The organism is Peribacillus sp. FW305-BF15 (genome assembly GCF_058783805.1).
This window is the reverse complement of record NZ_JBYSYV010000002.1, coordinates 276,525-296,702: the sequence shown is the minus strand read 5'-3', so window position 1 is coordinate 296,702 and position 20,178 is coordinate 276,525. Positions and strand designations below refer to the sequence as shown.

The 20,178-nt window shown below is 39.9% G+C and carries 16 protein-coding genes; 8 read left to right on the top strand and 8 right to left on the bottom strand.

Features of this window, described 5'->3' with window-relative positions:
* Positions 1–568: 568 nt before the first annotated feature.
* Positions 569–1,552 carry a GMP reductase gene (gene guaC / locus AC3WLU_RS03055; protein ID WP_095679189.1) on the top strand — a complete coding sequence of 328 codons (984 nt, stop codon included), beginning with the start codon at positions 569–571 and terminating at the stop codon, positions 1,550–1,552.
* A 51-nt stretch (positions 1,553–1,603) separates the two neighbouring features.
* Here guaC and AC3WLU_RS03050 read toward each other — a convergent pair whose 3' ends face one another.
* Entirely contained in the window at positions 1,604–1,945 is a 342-nt protein-coding gene (locus AC3WLU_RS03050; protein WP_492596788.1) for a zinc ribbon domain-containing protein YjdM, read from the bottom strand.
* 156 nt (positions 1,946–2,101) lie between these two features.
* On the opposite strand from AC3WLU_RS03050, the gene AC3WLU_RS03045 reads away from it, so the two are divergent.
* From AC3WLU_RS03045 to AC3WLU_RS03030, 4 genes are all read left to right on the top strand, one after another.
* Entirely contained in the window at positions 2,102–2,791 is a 690-nt protein-coding gene (locus AC3WLU_RS03045) for a response regulator transcription factor (protein ID WP_057276763.1), read from the top strand.
* Complete coding sequence (locus tag AC3WLU_RS03040) at positions 2,788–3,792, top strand: sensor histidine kinase (protein WP_278089309.1); 1,005 nt, start codon at positions 2,788–2,790, stop codon at positions 3,790–3,792. The genes AC3WLU_RS03045 and AC3WLU_RS03040 overlap by 4 nt, the downstream gene beginning before the upstream one ends.
* Positions 3,793–3,892: 100 nt before the next feature.
* Complete coding sequence (locus AC3WLU_RS03035; protein WP_063577649.1) at positions 3,893–4,654, top strand: ABC transporter ATP-binding protein; 762 nt, start codon at positions 3,893–3,895, stop codon at positions 4,652–4,654.
* On the top strand, positions 4,644–6,590 hold the full coding sequence (locus AC3WLU_RS03030) for an FtsX-like permease family protein (RefSeq protein ID WP_063575444.1): 1,947 nt from the start codon (positions 4,644–4,646) through the stop codon (positions 6,588–6,590). The genes AC3WLU_RS03035 and AC3WLU_RS03030 overlap by 11 nt, the downstream gene beginning before the upstream one ends.
* A 290-nt stretch (positions 6,591–6,880) precedes the next feature.
* Here the strand turns inward: AC3WLU_RS03030 and AC3WLU_RS03025 are convergent, their stop codons facing one another.
* Together AC3WLU_RS03025 and AC3WLU_RS03020 are read right to left on the bottom strand one after the other, a co-directional pair.
* Positions 6,881–7,945: an NAD(P)/FAD-dependent oxidoreductase gene (locus AC3WLU_RS03025; protein ID WP_492596787.1), complete on the bottom strand. Its 1,065-nt coding sequence runs from the start codon at positions 7,943–7,945 to the stop codon at positions 6,881–6,883.
* A 411-nt stretch (positions 7,946–8,356) separates the two neighbouring features.
* Entirely contained in the window at positions 8,357–9,997 is a 1,641-nt protein-coding gene (locus AC3WLU_RS03020) for a PucR family transcriptional regulator (protein WP_492596786.1), read from the bottom strand.
* Between the two features lie 409 nt (positions 9,998–10,406).
* Between AC3WLU_RS03020 and AC3WLU_RS03015 the strand changes: the two genes are divergently transcribed.
* Positions 10,407–11,528 carry an alanine dehydrogenase gene (locus AC3WLU_RS03015; protein WP_098186000.1) on the top strand — a complete coding sequence of 374 codons (1,122 nt, stop codon included), beginning with the start codon at positions 10,407–10,409 and terminating at the stop codon, positions 11,526–11,528.
* Positions 11,529–11,861: 333 nt separating this feature from the next.
* Entirely contained in the window at positions 11,862–13,217 is a 1,356-nt protein-coding gene (locus AC3WLU_RS03010; RefSeq protein WP_098937068.1) for an APC family permease, read from the top strand.
* Between the two features lie 479 nt (positions 13,218–13,696).
* Here AC3WLU_RS03010 and phnX read toward each other — a convergent pair whose 3' ends face one another.
* Genes phnX through AC3WLU_RS02985 form a run of 5 tightly spaced genes read right to left on the bottom strand, consistent with a single transcriptional unit; the run spans position 13,697 to position 18,995 of the window.
* A complete protein-coding gene (gene phnX / locus AC3WLU_RS03005) occupies positions 13,697–14,512 on the bottom strand; it encodes a phosphonoacetaldehyde hydrolase (protein ID WP_413005154.1) in 816 nt (271 codons plus the stop codon).
* Positions 14,509–15,603, bottom strand: coding sequence for a 2-aminoethylphosphonate--pyruvate transaminase (phnW, locus tag AC3WLU_RS03000; RefSeq protein WP_413005152.1), 1,095 nt, complete (start codon positions 15,601–15,603; stop codon positions 14,509–14,511). Before phnW ends, phnX begins: the two co-directional genes overlap by 4 nt.
* Positions 15,604–15,627: 24 nt before the next feature.
* Complete coding sequence (locus AC3WLU_RS02995) at positions 15,628–16,620, bottom strand: extracellular solute-binding protein (RefSeq protein WP_413005150.1); 993 nt, start codon at positions 16,618–16,620, stop codon at positions 15,628–15,630.
* A 13-nt stretch (positions 16,621–16,633) separates the two neighbouring features.
* On the bottom strand, positions 16,634–18,250 hold the full coding sequence (locus AC3WLU_RS02990; RefSeq protein WP_492596785.1) for an ABC transporter permease subunit: 1,617 nt from the start codon (positions 18,248–18,250) through the stop codon (positions 16,634–16,636).
* A complete protein-coding gene (locus AC3WLU_RS02985) occupies positions 18,243–18,995 on the bottom strand; it encodes an ABC transporter ATP-binding protein (protein ID WP_492596784.1) in 753 nt (250 codons plus the stop codon). Before AC3WLU_RS02985 ends, AC3WLU_RS02990 begins: the two co-directional genes overlap by 8 nt.
* Positions 18,996–19,223: 228 nt before the next feature.
* Between AC3WLU_RS02985 and AC3WLU_RS02980 the strand changes: the two genes are divergently transcribed.
* Positions 19,224–19,982, top strand: a complete 759-nt coding sequence (locus AC3WLU_RS02980; protein WP_278089302.1) for a DeoR/GlpR family DNA-binding transcription regulator — start codon at positions 19,224–19,226, stop codon at positions 19,980–19,982.
* The last annotated feature ends 196 nt before the right edge of the window (positions 19,983–20,178 follow it).

Genomic DNA, 20,178 nt, shown 5'->3' with positions numbered 1-20,178 from the left:
ACAAACCACAAAAAAGCTGTCGGCAAACAATTATTAGCTAGTTTGTAGACAAAGAAGACCTATCTTTTTACAAAAAGTTGATTGGAACGGAAGGTACGAGACTCCTGCGGGAAAAACGTGTCCAGGGGAGACCCCGCAGGCGCGCCGAGGAGGCTCCCGCCCGCCCGCGGAAAGCGAGTGCCTGAAGTGGAAATCAACGTTCCCATTTTACAAACGCACTTTGTAGACAAAAGGGTTCTATCTAAATAAAAACAAAGTTGATTGGAACGGAAGGTACGAGACTCCTGCGGGAAAAGCGCGGCATGGGAGACCCCGCAGGCGCGCCGAGGAGGCTCCCGCCCGCCCGCGGAAAGCGAGTGCCTGAAGTGGAAATCAACGTTCCAAAGTAACATGTTCATTCGTCCTTTTCAGCTCCCTACCCTGTTACGGATTTCCCATTAAGTTGAAATAAAATCAGAACAAAACCAATAAAATTTTTGACTTACTGTCAAAAATGATGTACATTACCTAATGGGCGAACAATTTTTATTAAAAAAGACAAAAATATTCGTATATAGAGGTGCATAACATGGAAAACGTGTTTGATTATGAAGATATTCAATTAATTCCTGCAAAATGTGTAGTAAATAGCCGTTCTGAGTGTGATACATCCGTTACTTTAGGTAAACATACATTCAAGTTACCTGTAGTACCTGCCAATATGCAAACGATCATTGATGAAAAGATTGCCATTTACTTGGCTGAAAACGGTTACTTTTATGTAATGCATCGTTTTGAGCCAGAAAAACGACTGACCTTCATTAAAGACATGCATTCAAAAGAATTGATTGCTTCCATCAGTGTCGGCGTTAAAGAAGAAGAATACGGATTCATCGAACAATTATCGAATGACAACATTGTGCCTGAATACATTACGATAGATATAGCGCACGGACATTCCAATGCCGTGATAAAAATGATACAGCATATTAAAAAACATTTACCTGAAAGTTTTGTCATTGCAGGAAATGTGGGAACTCCTGAAGCGGTACGTGAATTGGAACATGCCGGTGCGGATGCTACAAAGGTGGGCATTGGACCAGGGAAAGTATGCATCACTAAAATCAAGACTGGATTTGGAACGGGCGGCTGGCAATTAGCTGCACTTCGCTGGTGTGCAAAAGCGGCAAGCAAGCCAATCATCGCTGACGGCGGCATTCGCACGAACGGTGATATTGCCAAATCAGTTAGATTTGGAGCTTCAATGGTCATGATCGGTTCACTATTTGCCGGACATGAAGAATCTCCAGGTCAAACGATCGAGAAAGATGGAAAGGCCTTTAAAGAATACTTTGGTTCAGCTTCGGAATTCCAAAAAGGTGAAAAGAAAAACGTTGAAGGCAAAAAGATGTTTGTCGAGCACAAAGGATCTTTGGAAGATACGTTGAAGGAAATGGAACAAGACCTTCAGTCATCCATTTCATATGCAGGCGGTACCAAGTTGGAAGCCATCCGGAATGTGGATTATGTGGTCGTTAAGAATTCAATCTTTAACGGTGACAAAGTTTATTAAGAAGTAATCTAAAAAAACGGCCTAATCAATGGATTAGGCCGTTTTTTATCATTACACCTTTTTAACAAATTGGGATTTTAATTTCATTGCACCAAAACCATCTATCTTACAATCAATATCATGATCTCCATCAACTAGACGGATGCTTTTGACTTTAGTGCCCATTTTTAAGAAGGATGAGCTCCCTTTCACTTTAAGGTCCTTGATTACCGTAACGGTATCACCGTCGTTCAAGGCATTTCCATTAGCATCTTTGATAACCTTCTTTTGATCACCATTTTCCGTTTCCGCTTCCACTGTCCATTCATGGGCGCATTCCGGGCAAACTAAAAGACTGCCGTCTTCGTATGTATATTCTGAATCACATGCAGGGCAATTAGGAAAATCAGGCATAAATTCACTTCCTCCATTCATTATGCCAATTTTAATATAATAATGGTTTACACACAACCAGTAGTTTATTACCTCCCTTGTCCCTCCCTTCCTCTAGAACCTATAAAGGTTTTACTATATACTTTTAAGAAAAAGCTGGAAAGTGCGGTGAACCCTTTGTTTAAACTTCTATTGATAGAAGATGATACAACGTTATTCAATGAAATTAAAGATAGATTGGCGCAATGGTCTTATGATATTTACGGAATCGGCGATTTTAGTAAAGTGGTTCAGGAATTCACGGACATAAAACCTGATTTGGTCATCATTGATATCCAGTTGCCGAAGTTTGACGGATTTCATTGGTGCAGAATGATCCGGGCCCATTCCAATGTTCCCATCATCTTTTTATCATCACGTGATCATCCTACGGACATGGTGATGTCCATGCAGCTTGGAGCTGATGATTTTATCCAGAAGCCTTTTCATTTCGATGTACTCATCGCGAAGATACAGGCCACCCTTCGCCGTGTCTATAATTACAATACGGAAAAGATCGAATTGAAAACGTGGTGCGGCGCCACCGTGGATTACGAGAAGAACACGGTTTCGGCCGAGACGGGCACAATCGAATTGACGAAAAATGAAATTTTCATCTTGAAAAAGCTAATTGAACAGAAAAACAAGATCGTAAGCCGCGAGGAATTGATCAACAGCTTATGGGATGACAAACGTTTCATAAGCGATAACACCCTTACAGTGAATGTGAACCGTTTACGAAAGAGGTTGGATGAACTGGGTCTAGGGCATTTTATCGAAACGAAGGTCGGACAGGGCTATATCGCCGTGGAAGTGGCAAATGCATGATCGGAAAATATCTCGTGGAAAGGTTCAGCTGGATCACATTCTACATACTTCTTCATCTATTCATTATCTTTGTCGCCTATCTTGATTCGGCCATTCCGTTAAGGCCCATACTGTATATTGTTTTTTTATCATTGCTCATGTTCAGTATGTTTTTGATTTTCCGCTATAAAAAGGAAACCTACTTTTATAAAAGTTTAGAAGCACGGGAAGACAACCTGGATATAACGAATATTGCCGAACCAGAGAGCCCTTTCGAAAAAATCATAGAAAACAGCATCTTTAACCAAACCGAATTATTGAAGAAATCCGCAGCAATCGGTCAAATGACTTTAGAGCAGGAGAAGGATGAATTATTATCTTGGATTCATGAAGTGAAGACACCATTGACGGCGATGCATTTAATGATTGACCGCTTGGATGATGGATTGCTGAAATCACACTTGACTTATGAGTGGCTGCGCATTCATCTTCTTCTTGATCAGCAGCTCCATCAAAGGCGCATGCCTTTCATCGAAAATGATTTGTATATAGAGAAAACCGATTTGGAAACAATAATCTTTGATGAGATTAAAACCCTGCGGTCATGGTGCATTCAAAAAGGAATCGGCTTCGAGATACAATTGGACGTATCCGAAGTGCTTAGTGATGCCAAGTGGCTGGCCTTCATCATGAGGCAGCTCTTGACCAACTCCATTAAATATAGTGAAAACTCAGATATCATGATATATAGCCATGAGCGAGCCGGACAAACGGTTCTGGAAGTGCAGGATTCCGGACGGGGCATTGACCCAAAGGATATATCCCGCATATTTGATAAAGGATTTACATCCACGACAAATCATCGTGACAGTGCGGCAACCGGCATGGGTCTATATTTAACCAAGAATGCGGCCGAGTCCCTATTCATCTCCATTGATGTGAAATCAGAGCTTGGAACCGGGACGACCGTTACCTTGACCTTCCCAAAAAGAAATGATTTCGTGAATATCACAAGCATGTGACAAAAGTGTCACATGCTTTTATTCTTTGTTCGTCCAAACGAAGGAAAAGAAATACATGGCCTTTTATAATGAGGATATAGAAAAAAAGGAGTGTATCCAAATGAATATATTAGAAGCGAAAAAAATCCATAAAAGCTATGGTAATAAATTCAATAAACAAGAAGTATTAAAGGGTCTTGATATAAGCATACAAAAAGGTGAATTCGTAAGTATCATGGGTGCTTCCGGTTCAGGAAAAACGACTTTGCTGAATGTCCTTTCCTCGATCGATAAAATCAGCAACGGCACCATTACGATCGATGGTAAAGAGATTTCAGGGATGAAAGAAAAGAATTTGGCCGAATTCCGTAAGAACCACTTGGGCTTCATTTTCCAGGAATATAACCTATTGGACACATTGACTGTCAAAGAAAATATCCTCTTGCCCTTATCCATTACAAAAACGCCCAATAATGAAGCGGCACAAAAGTTTGATAGCGTGGCGAAGGAACTGGGCATATATGAAGTGAAGGATAAATACCCAAATGAAATTTCTGGTGGTCAAAAACAGCGTACGTCTGCAGCGCGGGCTTTCATCCATGATCCAAGCATCATTTTTGCGGATGAACCGACTGGGGCGCTTGACTCCAAATCAGCTTCCGATTTACTGAACAAACTGAGCGAAATGAATAAAAAGCACAAAGCGACCATCATCATGGTAACCCATGATCCCGTGGCCGCCAGTTATTGCAGCCGAGTCATTTTCATTAAAGACGGACAAATCTATACCCAATTGAATAAAGGTGAACAATCCAGACAAACCTTCTTCAAGGACATCATGAAAACACAAGGTGTATTGGGAGGGGTTCAAAATGAGCATTAATCAACTCATCTTGCGAAATTTGAAGAAGAATCTGAAGAACTATTATCTGTATGTGTTTGCCCTGGTCTTCAGCGCTTCCCTGTACTTTGCTTTCGTCACCTTGCAATATGACCCAGCGCTGGATGAAGCGGAGGGTACGGTGAAAGGGGCCGCCTCCATCAAGGCAGCATCGATCCTGCTTGTTGCAATAGTTTCCATATTCCTTTTATATGCCAATAGCATTTTCATTAAAAGACGCAGTAAAGAAATTGGCTTATTCCAATTGATAGGCATGACGAAGAACAGGATATTCCGTATCCTGAGTGTGGAAAACCTGATCCTTTATTTCTGTTCCGTATTCCTGGGAATCTTTGTAGGGTTTGCCGCTTCAAAATTGATCATCATGATCCTATTTAAAATAATGGGTGTCCAGGCAATCGCGACTCTTAACTTTTCTTTTCTGCCGCTAGTGCAAACCTTGCTCGTTTTTAGCGCCATCTATCTTTTAATCATGTTGATGAATTATGCCTTCATTAAAAAGCAAACCATTCTATCATTATTTAGAGTGACTTCCATGACGGAAGGAAAAGTGAAAAAAGTTTCTATGGTCGAAATGATCATCGGGATATTCGGGATCGCCCTGATCATTGCTGGCTATGTCATTTCATCCAAATTATTCGATGGAGCATTTACACAGATGACCGAGCTTTTCATGGCCATGATCGTCATTCTGGCAACCGTCATCATCGGTACCTACCTATTCTATAAAGGATCCGTAAGCTTCATCTTTAATATCGTCCGTAAAAAGAAAAATGGCTATTTGAACATCAATGAAGTATTGTCCCTTTCATCCATTATGTTCCGGATGAAATCAAATGCGATATTATTGACGATCATCACGACCGTTTCCGCTTTGGCAATCGGTTTATTATCATTAAGCTATATCTCCTACTACTCAGCGGAGAAAATGGCACAAAGCAGTATCCCTACCGATTTTTCGATGACGGATATGGGAGATGCGGATAAATTCAAAGAGGCTTTATCAGACAGTAAAATTGATTATGACGCAAAGGTGATTGACGTCATTCAGGTGGATGTCAATGTAAAGGAAATAATGGAAACGAGCCTCGAAGGAGTGAACTTCGATTCGGACATCATGACCGTTCCCGTCATCAGTGATGAATCGGTTAAAGGAATCAACCTAGCTGAAGATGAGACCCTTTTCAGCGGATACAGTAGTATGATGGAGAAGGTCATATCCTTGAAGGATTCCGGAAAGATTGAACTGAAGGGCAAGAATGAAGTAATTCCGCAAACATATATAGGTTTGAATGATGATACCTTCCTGTCCTATTACTTCACGAGTGGCGGATTGCCCGTTGCGATTGTAGACCAAACGATATTCGACCGTTTGAAAAAGGATATCGACCCGAAAATCCAAAAAGTATCATCCGTTAATATCGGCATTGATGTGAAGGATGAAGCTGAACTTGAAAAAGCGAATGATCTATTCAAAAGGATGAGTTTCAAAGAAGAACATGTGAATGATTCCCAATTGGAAATGTTCAACACCCAGAAGAAGAATATGGGCCTTATCATGTTCATCGTCGGCTTCTTGGGATTAACCTTCCTCATTACCTCCGGCTGCATCCTGTATTTCAAGCAAATGGATGAAAGTGAAGGGGAAAAATCCAATTATACGATTTTAAGAAAACTAGGATTCACGCGTGGTGACTTACTAAGAGGAATCCAAGCAAAACAAGTTTTCAATTTCGGTATTCCTTTAGTCGTCGGACTGCTTCACAGTTATTTTGCAGTCCAATCAGGTTGGTTCTTGTTCGGGACCGAAGTTTGGACACCGATGATCATCGTCATGGCATTATACACGGCATTGTATTCGATCTTCGGAATCCTATCCGTATTTCATTACAAGAAGGTCATTAAAGAATCTCTATAATTTCGAAGATACTAAAAGCTCCAGGGCCAATGATGCCTTGGAGCTTTTATACTGTAGAAAAATCCGGAGAAAAGTCAGTTCGCCTAAAATTTTTCTAAAAAAACATTCCAGTTGATTGGAACGGTGGGTACGAGACTCCTGCGGGAAAAGCGTGTCCAAGGGAGATCCCGCAGGCGCAAAGAGCGCCGAGGGCGGACCCCCGCGGAAAGCGAGTGCCTGGAGTAGAAATCAACGTTCAAATTGTACAAACCTTCAATGAAGTTCAAGCTGCTTTCAGAAATCCGCTCCCTTTAAAGTACCCCAGCCGGTTTCATCATTTCCTTGATCAATTCCCTGTTGCGCTTTTTAAAGATTTCATTATGGGAAGAAACCATCCCCACACCGTGAGCATCAGGCTGGATAAATTGCTTTGCCTTGTTTACGGCATTTGCAGCATCTTGAAAAGTGCCTGCTATCAGGTTCAATTTACCTTCATGCTTAAGGATATCACCGGCTGCGTATATTCCATCCATCGAGGATTCACTTGCAGGAGTACCTTCAATATAATAGTTGTCGGCAATGGCAATATCGACTTTACTATTTTGAAGCAGCGATGTATCACGCTCATAACCATGATTGATGATGACTTCATCGATCGGCAAGTAAGAAACTTCTCCCGTTGCGTGATTCGTCAGTTCAACATGTTCAATTGATTGATGATCATCGCAGGCGATCAATTTTGTAATCGTCGTATTCAAGAAACAAATAGCAGAGCTTTCCATCAATTGTCTTGCTTGTGATTCATGTCCTGCTAAACTATCTTTCCTGTATGTCAGGTACACCTTTTTGGCGATGGGCTCTAATTCATTTGCCCAGTCTATGGCAGAATTCCCGCCGCCTGAAATGATCACCGTCTTATCCTTGAAACGATTGAAAGACTTGACAGTATAGTTTAAATTGGAGACTTCAAACCTTTCTGCCCCGTCTATTTCCAACTTTTGTGGATTCAGGATTCCGCCCCCAACCGCGACAATGATCGTCTTGGAAAAGTGCACTTGACCTGAAGCCGTATGTAAAACGAAGATGCCTTCTTCATTACGTGTGATTGATTCCACTTTCTCATTCAGGACGACTGTTGGATTGAATGTTAAACCTTGCTCCACTAGCTGCTCAATTAATTTTTCCCCAGTAGTCGGTGTCAGACCTCCAACATCCCAAATCATCTTCTCTGGATAGACATGAATTTTCCCGCCCAGCCGTGGCTGGTATTCAATCAGTTTAACTTTCATTTCTCTAAGTCCGCTATAAAAAGTGGAGTAAAGGCCTGCTGGCCCTCCCCCAATAACCGTTACATCAAATAAATCCAGCTGTTCCATCTACGTCCACTCCCCGGTAACCAAGTGTGATTGATTATCATTCTCATTTAATCGTACACTCTTTTCTCACTTTTTACAATATGGATTTATTAAAAAACTCTGTTCATTTTAAAAATCAACAGAGTTTTTTATTTCCAATCACGAAAACTTACCATTCATTAAGTACTCATGGATGGTAAATAGAGTATTACCATTAGAATGAAAAATCAGGTAGAAAATGAAGTTCTGGTGGGACATTGATGAATATTATTCCTAAATTATTTTTATCCTCTGTCTTTACATTATTATGACTGCTACGAAATACTCCTACATGTAAGTATCTTTATGCGTTTAAACATATCACAGCAGCCGTTATCTCAAAATTGCGTATTAGATTTATTTCTGTAGTGTAATATGGTTGGCGGTTGATAACTACTTCGTCGGTACTCCCACTTGCTTTATGAGTTGATATGCTTTCAAAGCCATTTCAACGTTTAATCTGTGCTCAGGATTATCAAAATCAAAATCAAGAATCTTTTTTATCTTTTCCAGCCGATGATAGAGTGTTTGTCTTACAACATGTAATTTTTGAGCAGTAAGCTTCTTTGAGCGATCAAGCTCAAAGTATTTTGCTAAAGTCAGAAGCAATTCCGTTCCATATTCCTTATCATAGGATATTAAAGGAGAGAGATAGTCTTCAATAAAATGTGCTGTATCTTGATCATGCTGAATTAATTGTATCAATCGAAAGATGCCAAGGTCTTCGTAAAAGGCACTTGTCGAAAACGTACGATAATTTAAAGCTAACTGCGCTTCTCGATAACCAGTATGAGCATCCAAAAGTAACTGGTATTGTCGCCCAACGCCTATACGGATTTGGCAAGATTCACCTTCTTTAACATATAGCAACGCATTGATCACTTTCAAGAAGCGTGCCTTAGAAGAATCGGCAGTTCCAAGATCAATAGCTAATACAATAATCTGATTTCTTACTGATGTGATATAGGGTGTAAAAGAATATTTTGCGAACCCAGACCGAATTTTTAAAGAATAATGATAAATAGCGGATTCATTTTCTTCATCCGATAAACCTAATGAAGACGGATGAAAAACATCTTCGATATCAACTATCGCCATTCGATAATGTATAGAAGCGCGCTTCGATTTTAAAGAAATAAATCCTCTTGCCTGTTCCTCATTATTGATGCGTCTATTAAGTAAATCATTTAGCCATGTAGATTCTAAACGTAATCGTTTTTCATCCAAATAATGTTTGCGCAATAAGTCTTGTGAGATTGCTAGAGAAGCACGATCAAGGATCAGGAAATCAAATTCATCCGATTCACGATCTAAAACCATAACAAGGTACGCCCAGATTTGATCCATTGCTCCGATCGGTTGGAGAAGAATGGTATGGTTTAATGCCTTCCATTCAACGGGCGAATCATTTGTAATTCGGTCATGCCAGTGTTCTTTATCCTCATAAATCGTGTGAAGCAGTTTTTCCATAAATTCATTTTTCAATCCTGGAATCGAAAAAGGTGTTCCTTCTATAGGCAGATAGATTATTGGTGCTTCTGTCTTCTGTTGCAACAATTTTAAAATATTTGATAACCCATGAGTAGTGAGTGACAATGAATGGAACTTTCTTGAAATCGAATCTAATGTAACCAACTTCTCATGATGAGCATTAATGATAAACGAATGTAGATCCTGTGCTATTTCGACGAAATTTATGAATTCTTTGAAAATAATAATTGGAAAGTTATACTCATTTGCCATCTCGATCATTTCTTTAGGGACCTTTTCGAAGTGGTGTCCAAGTTCTATACATAAACATGAAGCGTTGCGTTCAATAAGATTTAACAAAAATGAAGTATTAGAGGAGTCTCTCCATTCAAACCCAAATCCGGTGGAGAGTATCAGTTCCCCTCCCTGAAAGATGGTATCATCAAAAAACGGAATTTCAAGGACATGTGTCCATTTGACTTGACGGTGCAACCCGTTTGCCCCCGCAACTACCTCCGTCTTTGAAAAGAGTGAGCGCTTAAGAACATCTTGTACTGTAAGCATATGTACCTCCTCATTTTATAATGGTTAGCTGTATCATCTTATTATAACTATACTAGAAAGTCTAAGCCCATAAAATATGGTACTCTATCTCTGTTTAACCCCAAGTAATGCGTTCTTTTACGTGCTTTGTTGAAAACCTTAATCAACCTGATAATCTATCATAATTCTCACCATATTTCATCAGTTATATGTGTGCAGTACTGAAACTTAAAATGACCAATAGATAACAATGGAAAAATTATAATTTTTCCCCAATGCTATATTCCTAAAGGTTCAAGAGAACCAAAAGTGCTTGGTTAAAAAAAAACTAATATAAATTTAACCTCGTGTCTAATGAAAGGGTTATCATTTCCCTGTAAGATTTTAGAATGTTCAATAAATTAAATGCAATTAAAAAGGAGAATGAACAATGATAGTAGGAGTTCCTAAAGAATTAAAAACTGCAGAGACTAGAGTGGGATTAAATCCAACATGGGTAAAAAAATTAACAGCTTACGGTCATGAAGTACTAATACAAAGCATGGCAGGTGAAGCTAGTGGTTTTTGTGATGAGAAATATGTTTTGGCTGGAGCAAAAATAGTAAACACGATTGACGAAATTTATGAGAAGGCAGAATTTGTTGTTAAAGTGAAGGAACTTCAACCCTATGAATACGGCCTTCTTAAAGAAGATCAAATGATAATGGCATGGTTTCATTTGGCGGAAGATGTGAATCATGAAATGACACAGGCATTACTAGATAAAAAAGCAATTTCATTATCAATGGAATTAATCGTTTTACCTGACGGGACAAGACCTACGATTAAACCAATGAGTGAAATTGCAGGAACATTAGCAATGCTTGAAGCAGTCAAATATGCTCAATATGGTTATGGCGGAAAAGGTATACTTCTCCGGAAACTGGCCGGTTTACCGTCGAGCAATGTACTCATACTTGGTGGTGGCAATGCTGGACTCAATACTGCTCAAGTTGCTGTGGGTCTTGGATTGAATGTAACAATCATGGAAGCATCAATGAAACGCATTGATTATTTGAACAATCAGTTGCCACAGGTGGACATTTTGGGTTGGGATAAAGATATGATGTTTGAAGAACTTATTCAAAGTGATGTTTTAATTAATACAATTTATCCGATGCCAGGGGTAACCGAGCCTCTCATTACACGAGGGATGGTCAGTAAGATGAAACCTAATTCTATTATTATTGATATTGCAGGAACGGGTATAATTGAAACCTCACGTTATACGACTTTAGAGGATCCAGTTTACTACGAACAAGAAGTCCTACATTACTGTGTCCCGAATATGCCGGCTCTATGTCCACAAACCTCGACAAACATGATGCTGATGACAACCGGCCCATATATTATGAACATTGCGAATAATGGTTTGAAAGAGGTTGTAGAAAATGATGTAATAGTAAGAAATTGTATCAGCACTTTGAACGGTGAAATTGTTCATCACGAAGTTGGGATCAATCATAACATGCCTTATACAGATATAAAAACGGAGTTACTATTGTCAAAATAATAAAGCGGCCATAGAGTCATCTCATATTCTACGTTTCATTTCGATTGATTAGAAATCAGTGTTGAACAAGTCGCTACTAAAGAAATTCCAGGAGTCAGTAAAGATGCAGGCGAGAAGATTTTTGCAGGAATTATCTTTGTTATTCTACAGACGGAATTCCTTACGAGGAATGGAGAAACAAGACAACAAATTCATGGATAATTCAAAGTAGGCTCCCTAGCATCTTTCTGACTTTTTTATGATTTCTAGAAATCACCTATTAAAAAAGATGTAATAATATTGATCCTATTTCTTGTAAAAAGTTAAATCAGGTAAAAGAGGAGAGTATTTTACATGTCAAATTTAAGTAAAACGGATAGAACACTGACACTCATTCCAGTTGTATTGTTTGGTTTTTCATTTATGGGGTTAACCACAGCTTTTACTACGTATGGTATTGCGGCCAATATTTCCCACGGTACGGTTCCGGGAGCGATGATAGTTGCTCTAGTGGTAATGATGTTTACTGCCTACAGTTATGGGAAAATGGCAATTGCGTTTCCATCTTCAGGTTCTGCATATGTTTATACGCAAAAGTCGCTCAATCCCTCTGTTGGATTTCTTGTCGGATGGGTGATCTTAATGGATTATTTATTTATGCCCATGGTGAATTATTTAGTATTTGGTATTTTTTTCTCAGCAGCCTTTCCAACAATTCCAAGTTACATCTGGATTTTAGGTATGCTGATCCTCGTCACTTTTATTAATATTAAAGGATTGAAGATTGCCACAAATGTAAACGCATTCATAACGATTTTTGCTTTTCTTTTTATCGTTATCTTTATAGGTTTTTCTATTAAGGAAATTCTTATGGGAGAAAGCACGGCAACTCTTTTATCTCTTGAGCCATTCTATAATTCGAAAGAACCCTTTTCTTATACAATAGCTGGAGCAGCATTATTATGCTTTTGTTTCCTTGGGTTCGAATCAGTTACAGCGTTTGCGGAAGAGACAGTGAACCCTAAGAAAACAATTCCCCGAGCTGTTATTTTAATTACTCTTGGTGGTGGTTTAATTTTTACAAGTGTTTCATATTTCTCGTATCTTGTATGGCCAGAGTATAACACATTTAATAATCCTGATTCAGCTGCCTACGAAATTATTAAACTTGTTGGTGGAAAGACTATGTACTCAGTATATCTTGCGCTTTATGCATTAGCTGTATTGGGTAGTGCCATGTCGTCCCAGGCAAGTGCATCACGAGTCCTCTATACGATGGGGCGAGATGGACAGTTTCCTAAAAAGTTCTTTGGCAGCCTGCATCCGAGATATAAAACACCCGTAAATAATATACTGATCATTAGTTTTGTCTCTTTGCTTGCTTTATTTTTAAGTTTAGATCTTGTAGCATCATTTATTAATTTCGGGGCTTTTCTAGCGTACACTTGTGTTAATATTTCCGTAATTGCTCATTATTATATTAGAAATAGAGAACGTTCGGTAAAAGGAACTGTCTTATATTTATTTATTCCTATTATTGGAGCTTCTCTTGATATTTTACTTCTTGTGAATCTTGATGCGCACTCAAAAGTACTTGGAGTAAGTTGGTTAATAATAGGCTTCATTTATTTACTTGTATTGACAAAAGGACTTAAAAAACAGCCGCCAGTATTGAAAATCGAAGAAAATTATAGTGTAGATTTAAAATAAAGTCACGCTGTTTATAAAAAAGATGAAGGCTCTTTTCGTAAAGATTGTTGTTTTTAAAACGAAACTATTTAAGGTTGATTGGAGCGGAAGTGCGAGACTCCTGCGGGAGCAGCGGGACAGGTGAGACCCCACAGGCGTTTACGCCGAGGAGGCTCACCGCCCGCACCAAGGAAAGCGAGCATCTGGAGGGGAAATCAACCACAACTCACTACCTGGTAAATAGCAACAAAGTATGTGAACACAGCCAAGATGAAAAACGGTTTAGACACAAACTATTGTCGGTATGAGAACTACAGGTCATTACTGGATTAATCTATCGAATGGTTATCTAATGAAAAGATTGATGTCGTAAGTCTATCCTCACATTGTAAAAAGAATAAAGAGAATAGAGGTAATAACCAGTCCAAAAGTGAAAAAGTGCAGCCATCCTTCATCCCTACTCAAGGATGAAAGACGCTGCACTTTCTTCGCACTGAATGCTAGTTTGAACGAGGTCTTTTCCCGTCCGATATAAGAAGATTGATATGATCTATGAGTTCAGGTAGTTCCTCCATCGTTTTGATGGTGAAGTCTGCCCCGTTTTTCAAAAAGATATCTGCCGTTTTAGAGATGAGATCTTGTTTATCTCTTTCTGGCAAACTTGTATACTCATCTAAACTCAATCCCATCTCAGAGCTTCCGACAATGACTCCGACCGTCCATACCCCAGCATTCACTCCCTCTTGCATGTCGGAAATGGTATCGCCTACCTTCACTACCTTCCATGATGCCGCTAATTTCAATTTTTCCATATTCCGATAGATCATGTAAGGGTATGGCCTTCCAATCGAATGGGTTGCATCCGGGGTTACATGGAAATCGGGCCCATACCCTTTTTTCAAAGCATTTGCTGTGACGACCTCCATCATTGTATCTGTATATCCCGTTGTCGACCCAATCTTCAGGCCGCGATTCCTTAATGCTTCCACTGTCTCGATAACCCCTGGAATGGGACCTGTATAATCCGCCAATGACATCATCAGCGCCGGTTCGAATTCAGCATATAGTTTTTCAACGTCTTCCTCATTGAATGGCCTTCCGTATTGCTCCTCCCATAACAAAGATATCCTTGGCATGGTCAGCATCGCACGAATATGGTCGATTTTCAGCATGCCCATCGGAGCTCTGGCTTCCTCCATCGTCACGTCCAGTCCAGCATTCTTAAAAATATCCACAAAAACATTCACTGGTGCAAAACATCCAAAATCCACTGCTGTTCCAGCCCAATCCAAAATGATTCCTTCTACCTTATTCATACTGTCACCACTTTCATATATTTTTCTACGATCCTGCCTAGTTCCTCGATATCTTCTTCATGGATTTCGCCAATATTGCCGATCCGGAATGTATCTATGTCAGTCAGCTTTCCGGGGTAAATTACATAGCCCCTCTTTTTGATGAAATTGTAGAAGTCCCCAAAATCAAATGTTTCAGTTGGAAAAAGAAAAGTTGTAATGATAGGCGATTGTTTATCAGGTGAGATGTATGCATGGATGCCCAATTTCCCCATCAGCTCCCTCAGCCTGTCATTATTATTCTTATAGCGGGAGAATCTAGCTGGGATGCCGCCTTCTTCCGTTAATTCTTCCAACGCTTTAGCAAATGCGGCCACTACATGTGTTGGAGAAGTGAAACGCCATTTCCCATCCTTGTCCATCTCTTTCCACTGATCATATAAATCCAAGGACAAACTGCGGGCATTGCCTTCACAAGCCAACAATTTCTCGCGCTTTGCTATGACAAAACCAAAACCGGGGATTCCTTGAATGCATTTATTTGCACTGCTGATCAAATAATCAATTCCGAGTTCAGGCACATTCATCTCCACTCCGCCAAAGCTGCTCATCGCATCAATGATCAAGGATTTCCCTAGTTCGTTTGATATCTTCGAAACCACCTCTATCGGATTTAAAATCCCTGTCGTCGTTTCACAATGAACCATCGCTATATGTGTGATGTCACGATCAGCCAGTAAAATGTTCCGGATTTCAGCTTCCTTTGGATATTCATTGTACTCAACGCCATACTCCACATGATTCAGACCGAGGCACTCCGCCATTTTCACAATCCGTTTTCCATATGCGCCATTCGTAATGATCAGCACTTTATCGGATTTTGAAAGTGCAGTCGTCAGCACAGATTCTACAACAAACGAGCCGCTTCCCTGCATAAGTACAGCCGTATATTCTCCGTTTGCAGCACATGCCAGTTCAAGAAGCTGGGATCTGATTTTTTGTGTGATTTCTTTATAATCATTTTCCCACGTGCAGCGGTCAACAAGCATTTCCTGTTTCACCGTACTTGTAGTGGTCAGCGGTCCAGGCGTCAATAGTTTATAGGTATTCATTTTCTTCACTCCTCACTGTATTCATCATTGTGCTGATTTAAAGAACTCTTGATGCTGTTTCAATAATTCAACCGTTAGGGGCTGCTTGAATTTCATAGGGTGGGCCGGTTTATTCTTTTCCGTTACCTTTTCACCTTCATAAAGTGCGACCGGGTAATGTTTCAGCAGTTCTTCTCTAGCATCTTTACTGATCGTTTCTGCCATTTTCATCGCTAAATTTGTTTTAGCTTCATTATCTTTATTCACGACAGCAACGGATTCCGTGTAAGAGAAATTCCCCTCAGCCGGATCGACGAATTTGATCGGTAAACCCGACTCTTTAGCCATCACGGCTTGATAGCGTAAACCAAAACCGGCAGCCACTTCCCCTGCTTGCACTTTATTGATTGGACCTGAACCTGAGCTCTCAAGATGCGGACCGCTATTTGCTATTAAATCATGGAGAACCTTTTTGCCCTCTGCGTCACCGTATTGACTGATTATTGCTTGAACTAACAGCCACCCTGTTGAAGAGTCCAGGATATTAGGAATTGAAACGAACCCTTTATATTCCGGCTTAGTTAAATCCTTAATCGAGGTAGGCATCGGCAGGCCTATTTGTTTAAGCACTTCCGTATTCACAAAAATGGAACCGGTATTTGCCAAAATCGGTGTATAATAGGCTGGTTTTTTTTCCAAGGCTTTTGTACTGAATGACAGGTCCTTGAACATGGAGTGCTGATCCTGTGCGCTCTCGATGAAATAGGAACTCATCGTCACGACATCAGCCTCGATATCATCTCCTTCTGCCAGCAGTTTCCCTCCTAATTCAGAAGTGCCTAATGATTGAAGGACATATTTCCCTTCGTATCCGGCATCTTTCAGGGAAGTCTCCATTGCTGCAGTGGCTTCTTCATCGCCATTTGTATAAATGACCACCTTTTCCTCATCCGCTTTGCCGCTGTTACGGCCCACCAATACAAATACCAAACTTAAAGCAACTAAAGAAAGTAAGGCTATCTTCAACGTTTTAGACATAATATCCCCCTCATTAATGTTTGAATTGTCTTTTTTGATAATGATCACAAAGCAGCTTCACGATTAGGTTTGTAAAAAAGATAAGTAAAGACAGAATGAATATTTCATTGAATTTGGCAAAATGCTGAAGCTCTTTAATTTTGCTGGCCACTAATGTGGTTTGGGCCGTGACCAAAAAGATGATTCCGCTGATCGTCACCATACTATTGATGAAATAGTAGCTGAACATCTCGATCACCGTAGATGCCGAGTTAGGCAAGATGACACGATAGATTGTCCTGATCCAGCTATCCCCCAATAAATTCCCGGTGGTTTCCCAAGCAGGGTTCATTTTGGATAAAGAGTTCTTCGCCATTAAATAGGGTGTCGTAAAGAAGTGGACCATGTTACATAGAATGATGATGGCAAAGGTCCCCTTCCAGCTGCTGCCGTTGAACAGCAGCAAATACGATAAGCCCAACACCATTCCCGGTACTGTATTCGTCAACATCGAAATGACATCCATTGATGATTTCCCTTTAAGGGGCGTCCTGACATTCAAGACCGCCGAGCTAAAGGCGACGAACGTTCCCAGTACGGCCGTCATCAAGGCAACGAATAAGGAGTTTTTATAGACTGCCGTTAAATCGCTCGATTGGAATGTGTCGATAAAATGCTTTAAGGTGAACGAGAGATCGTAAGGGAAACTAGTTAAAAATGGTGCAATGAACATGACTGCAAATACAGAAAACATTCCTATTAAGACCAGCAGCGAAATACCTCCAAAACAGATATCCCTACCTTTGTGCTGCGATAATTCAATATCGCTGAACTTGTCATAATGAAAATTAAGTTTTTCGAGATAGTTTAATAGGAAAACACTGAACACTACCGGAATGAGCATGAGAATGGCAATCACTGCGCCATTATTGAAATCAGGGATTGAACCCAGCATGACTTGATACAGTTGCGTCGCAACGACGGAGTAGGTCCCGCCGACCGAAGCCGGTATCCCAAAGTCGGTGAAGCTCAAGATGAAGGAAAGTACAAAAGCTCCACCTAAAGTTCCTGACAATGGCCGTATGATCGTATTCAAGAAACTTCTTATCGTTCCGTCACCCATTAATTTCGAAACGATGATGAACTTTTTATCCATGTACTTGAAGGAATTATTAATGAGAAGAAAAGCTGATGGCAATGTATAGATTACATAACCTATCAATAATCCATTAAATCCATATATATCGAAGAGATTCCTTCCAAAAATCTTCGTTATGATTCCTTGATTGCCGAAAGAGTAGATGATGGCAAACCCGAATGTGATTGTCGGAAGCAGCATCGGAATAAGGATCCCGGTTTTAATTACACTTTTTAATGGCCTATATAATCGGGTGCAATGGATGGAATAGGCCAGGAAAAAGGCTAAAACAGTTGTAATGACGGCTGTGAGTCCTGAGATTTTCACGCTGTTTCCAAATGACTTCATCAGCTCTGCATTGGAAAGGACTGTTAGATAATTCGAGAGATTGATTCCATCTGCCGTTTCAAAAGAACGGACGAACAACATGCCAAGCGGCAAGAAAAGAAAAGCGGCAAATAGCAGTAAGATAGGTATATAAATGACTCTCATTGCCGGTTTTACATCAGGCATACTTTTCACCGAATAAGTTATAAATATTTTCTCTCTTGATCTCCAGCTGTTTAAGAATGAATTCCTTAACAAAATCATTGGCTGGCTGATTGATGATTTCTTGCGGCGATCCAAATTGAGAAATATTCCCTTGATTAATGATCAAAATCTTATCCGACATCGTCAAAGCCTCTTCCGGGTCATGTGTCACTATGATGGTCGTCAGCTTAAATTCGCGGGCAATGGATTTGATTCGTTCCTTTATCGATTCCTTGATCACACCATCCAAAGCACTCAGCGGCTCATCAAGCAATAGAATTTTCGGCTTCATTACAAGTGTCCTTGCGATCGAAACCCTTTGTTTCTGACCCCCTGATAATTCGCTGATCCCTTTTTTCAAATGCGGCGTTAATTCCAGGAAATCGATGTATTCCTGAAGCTCTTCCTTGGAAACGGATCCCTTCCTGTTCCTCAATCCATAAACGATATTTTCATAGGCATTCAAATGCGGGAAAAGAGCGTAATCCTGGAAAACGATATTAAATCCTCGGTCTTTCATGGGCACGTTACTCAAATCGGTATCATTGAAAATGATTTTTCCATGATTGATACCCGTCAAGCCCAAAATTATATGTAATAAAGTAGTTTTGCCGCTTCCACTTGGTCCTAATAGTGAAACGATCTCCCCCGGTTTAATTTCAAGATTTATATGATCCAAAACTGATTTTCCATCGAATTGCTTGCTAATATTTTGTAGTTTTAGCAAACCGTTCACCTCCTTTAATACACCCTTAGTATAAAAGCCCTTTGTAAACCGAAGTTGGGATTTTTGTAAATACTCTGTAAACATTGAACATATTTTTACTAAATTTATACTAACTTTTGACCAACTAATGATATTTTTATCATTTATATGTTGAATATGTTTGTAGTAAACAGTACACTTAAACTGAATATCAGGAAGATAGATATGAAGAATAGGCGGGTGTAACTTATGCTTCCTCTTGAAAGGCAAAAGAAGATCATCGAGTTATTAACGATTAGGAAAGTGATGAAGATTGCCGAACTTACTGAAGAAATGCAAGTTTCCATCGAAACCATCAGAAGGGATATAAACCTTCTTACAAGGCAAGGAAAAATTGAAAAGATCTATGGCGGCGTTAAGCTGGTTCAATCGAGGTTTGGAGAATCGACGATAGATGAACGGATGTTCAGTCAATTAGAAGAAAAAGAATCCATCGCCCAAAAATGCAGTGAGTATATCGACGATGGGGATTGCATTTATATCGATAGTGGTTCGACAACCTATCAAATCGCTAAATATATAAAACAGAAAAAGAAACTGACCGTAATAACCAGTTCGATCCCTGTTGTAAATGAGCTCATTCATAGCGATATCGAGATATTGATCATAGGCGGGAAAGTCAGGAGAAATGAACAATCCATCGTTGCATTTGATTATTTATTCAACTTCAGTGAATTGAATATTTCAAAAGCATTCATTTGTGCGAGCGGCATAACCGTTGAAAAAGGGATATCCGACTATAATTTAGAAGAAGCGAACACACGAAAAAAAATCATTGATTTATCCCAAGAAGTCTATGTTGCCGCTGACAGCTCCAAGTTCGGGAAAGACGTGACCATCGGGATATCGTCACTGGATAAAATCGATTACATCATTACTGACAATCATCTGCCTAAAGATTTCATCTCTTCGTTTAAAGAGACCGGCACACATTTGATTCTTTCTTAAAAGAAAGAAAAAAACGGAATACTATACAGTAGTATAGTTTCCGTTTTTAGGTTCCAGTTGCAGCTGATTTCAGAAATCCGCTCCCTTTCCGCCGACTGTCTGCCAAGCCTCCTCGACGCAAGCGTCTGTGGGGTCTCGGCTAGCCAGTTTTTCGGCAGGAGTGTCGCAAATTTCTTCAATCCAGAGAGTTTTCATC

Excerpts from the sequence above, each read along its gene's own strand:
- AC3WLU_RS03035 (WP_063577649.1), top strand. The coding sequence starts at position 3,893 with ATGAATATATTAGAAGCGAAAAAAATCCATAAAAGCTATGGTAATAAA.
- phnW (WP_413005152.1), bottom strand. The coding sequence starts at position 15,603 with ATGAATACCTATAAACTATTGACGCCTGGACCGCTGACCACTACAAGT.
- AC3WLU_RS03020 (WP_492596786.1), bottom strand. The coding sequence starts at position 9,997 with ATGCTTACAGTACAAGATGTTCTTAAGCGCTCACTCTTTTCAAAGACG.
- AC3WLU_RS03030 (WP_063575444.1), top strand. The coding sequence starts at position 4,644 with ATGAGCATTAATCAACTCATCTTGCGAAATTTGAAGAAGAATCTGAAG.
- AC3WLU_RS02995 (WP_413005150.1), bottom strand. The coding sequence starts at position 16,620 with ATGTCTAAAACGTTGAAGATAGCCTTACTTTCTTTAGTTGCTTTAAGT.
- guaC (WP_095679189.1), top strand. The coding sequence starts at position 569 with ATGGAAAACGTGTTTGATTATGAAGATATTCAATTAATTCCTGCAAAA.
- AC3WLU_RS02980 (WP_278089302.1), top strand. The coding sequence starts at position 19,224 with ATGCTTCCTCTTGAAAGGCAAAAGAAGATCATCGAGTTATTAACGATT.
- AC3WLU_RS03050 (WP_492596788.1), bottom strand. The coding sequence starts at position 1,945 with ATGCCTGATTTTCCTAATTGCCCTGCATGTGATTCAGAATATACATAC.
- phnX (WP_413005154.1), bottom strand. The coding sequence starts at position 14,512 with ATGAATAAGGTAGAAGGAATCATTTTGGATTGGGCTGGAACAGCAGTG.
- AC3WLU_RS03010 (WP_098937068.1), top strand. The coding sequence starts at position 11,862 with ATGTCAAATTTAAGTAAAACGGATAGAACACTGACACTCATTCCAGTT.
- AC3WLU_RS03025 (WP_492596787.1), bottom strand. The coding sequence starts at position 7,945 with ATGGAACAGCTGGATTTATTTGATGTAACGGTTATTGGGGGAGGGCCA.
- AC3WLU_RS03040 (WP_278089309.1), top strand. The coding sequence starts at position 2,788 with ATGATCGGAAAATATCTCGTGGAAAGGTTCAGCTGGATCACATTCTAC.
- AC3WLU_RS03015 (WP_098186000.1), top strand. The coding sequence starts at position 10,407 with ATGATAGTAGGAGTTCCTAAAGAATTAAAAACTGCAGAGACTAGAGTG.
- AC3WLU_RS02990 (WP_492596785.1), bottom strand. The coding sequence starts at position 18,250 with ATGCCTGATGTAAAACCGGCAATGAGAGTCATTTATATACCTATCTTA.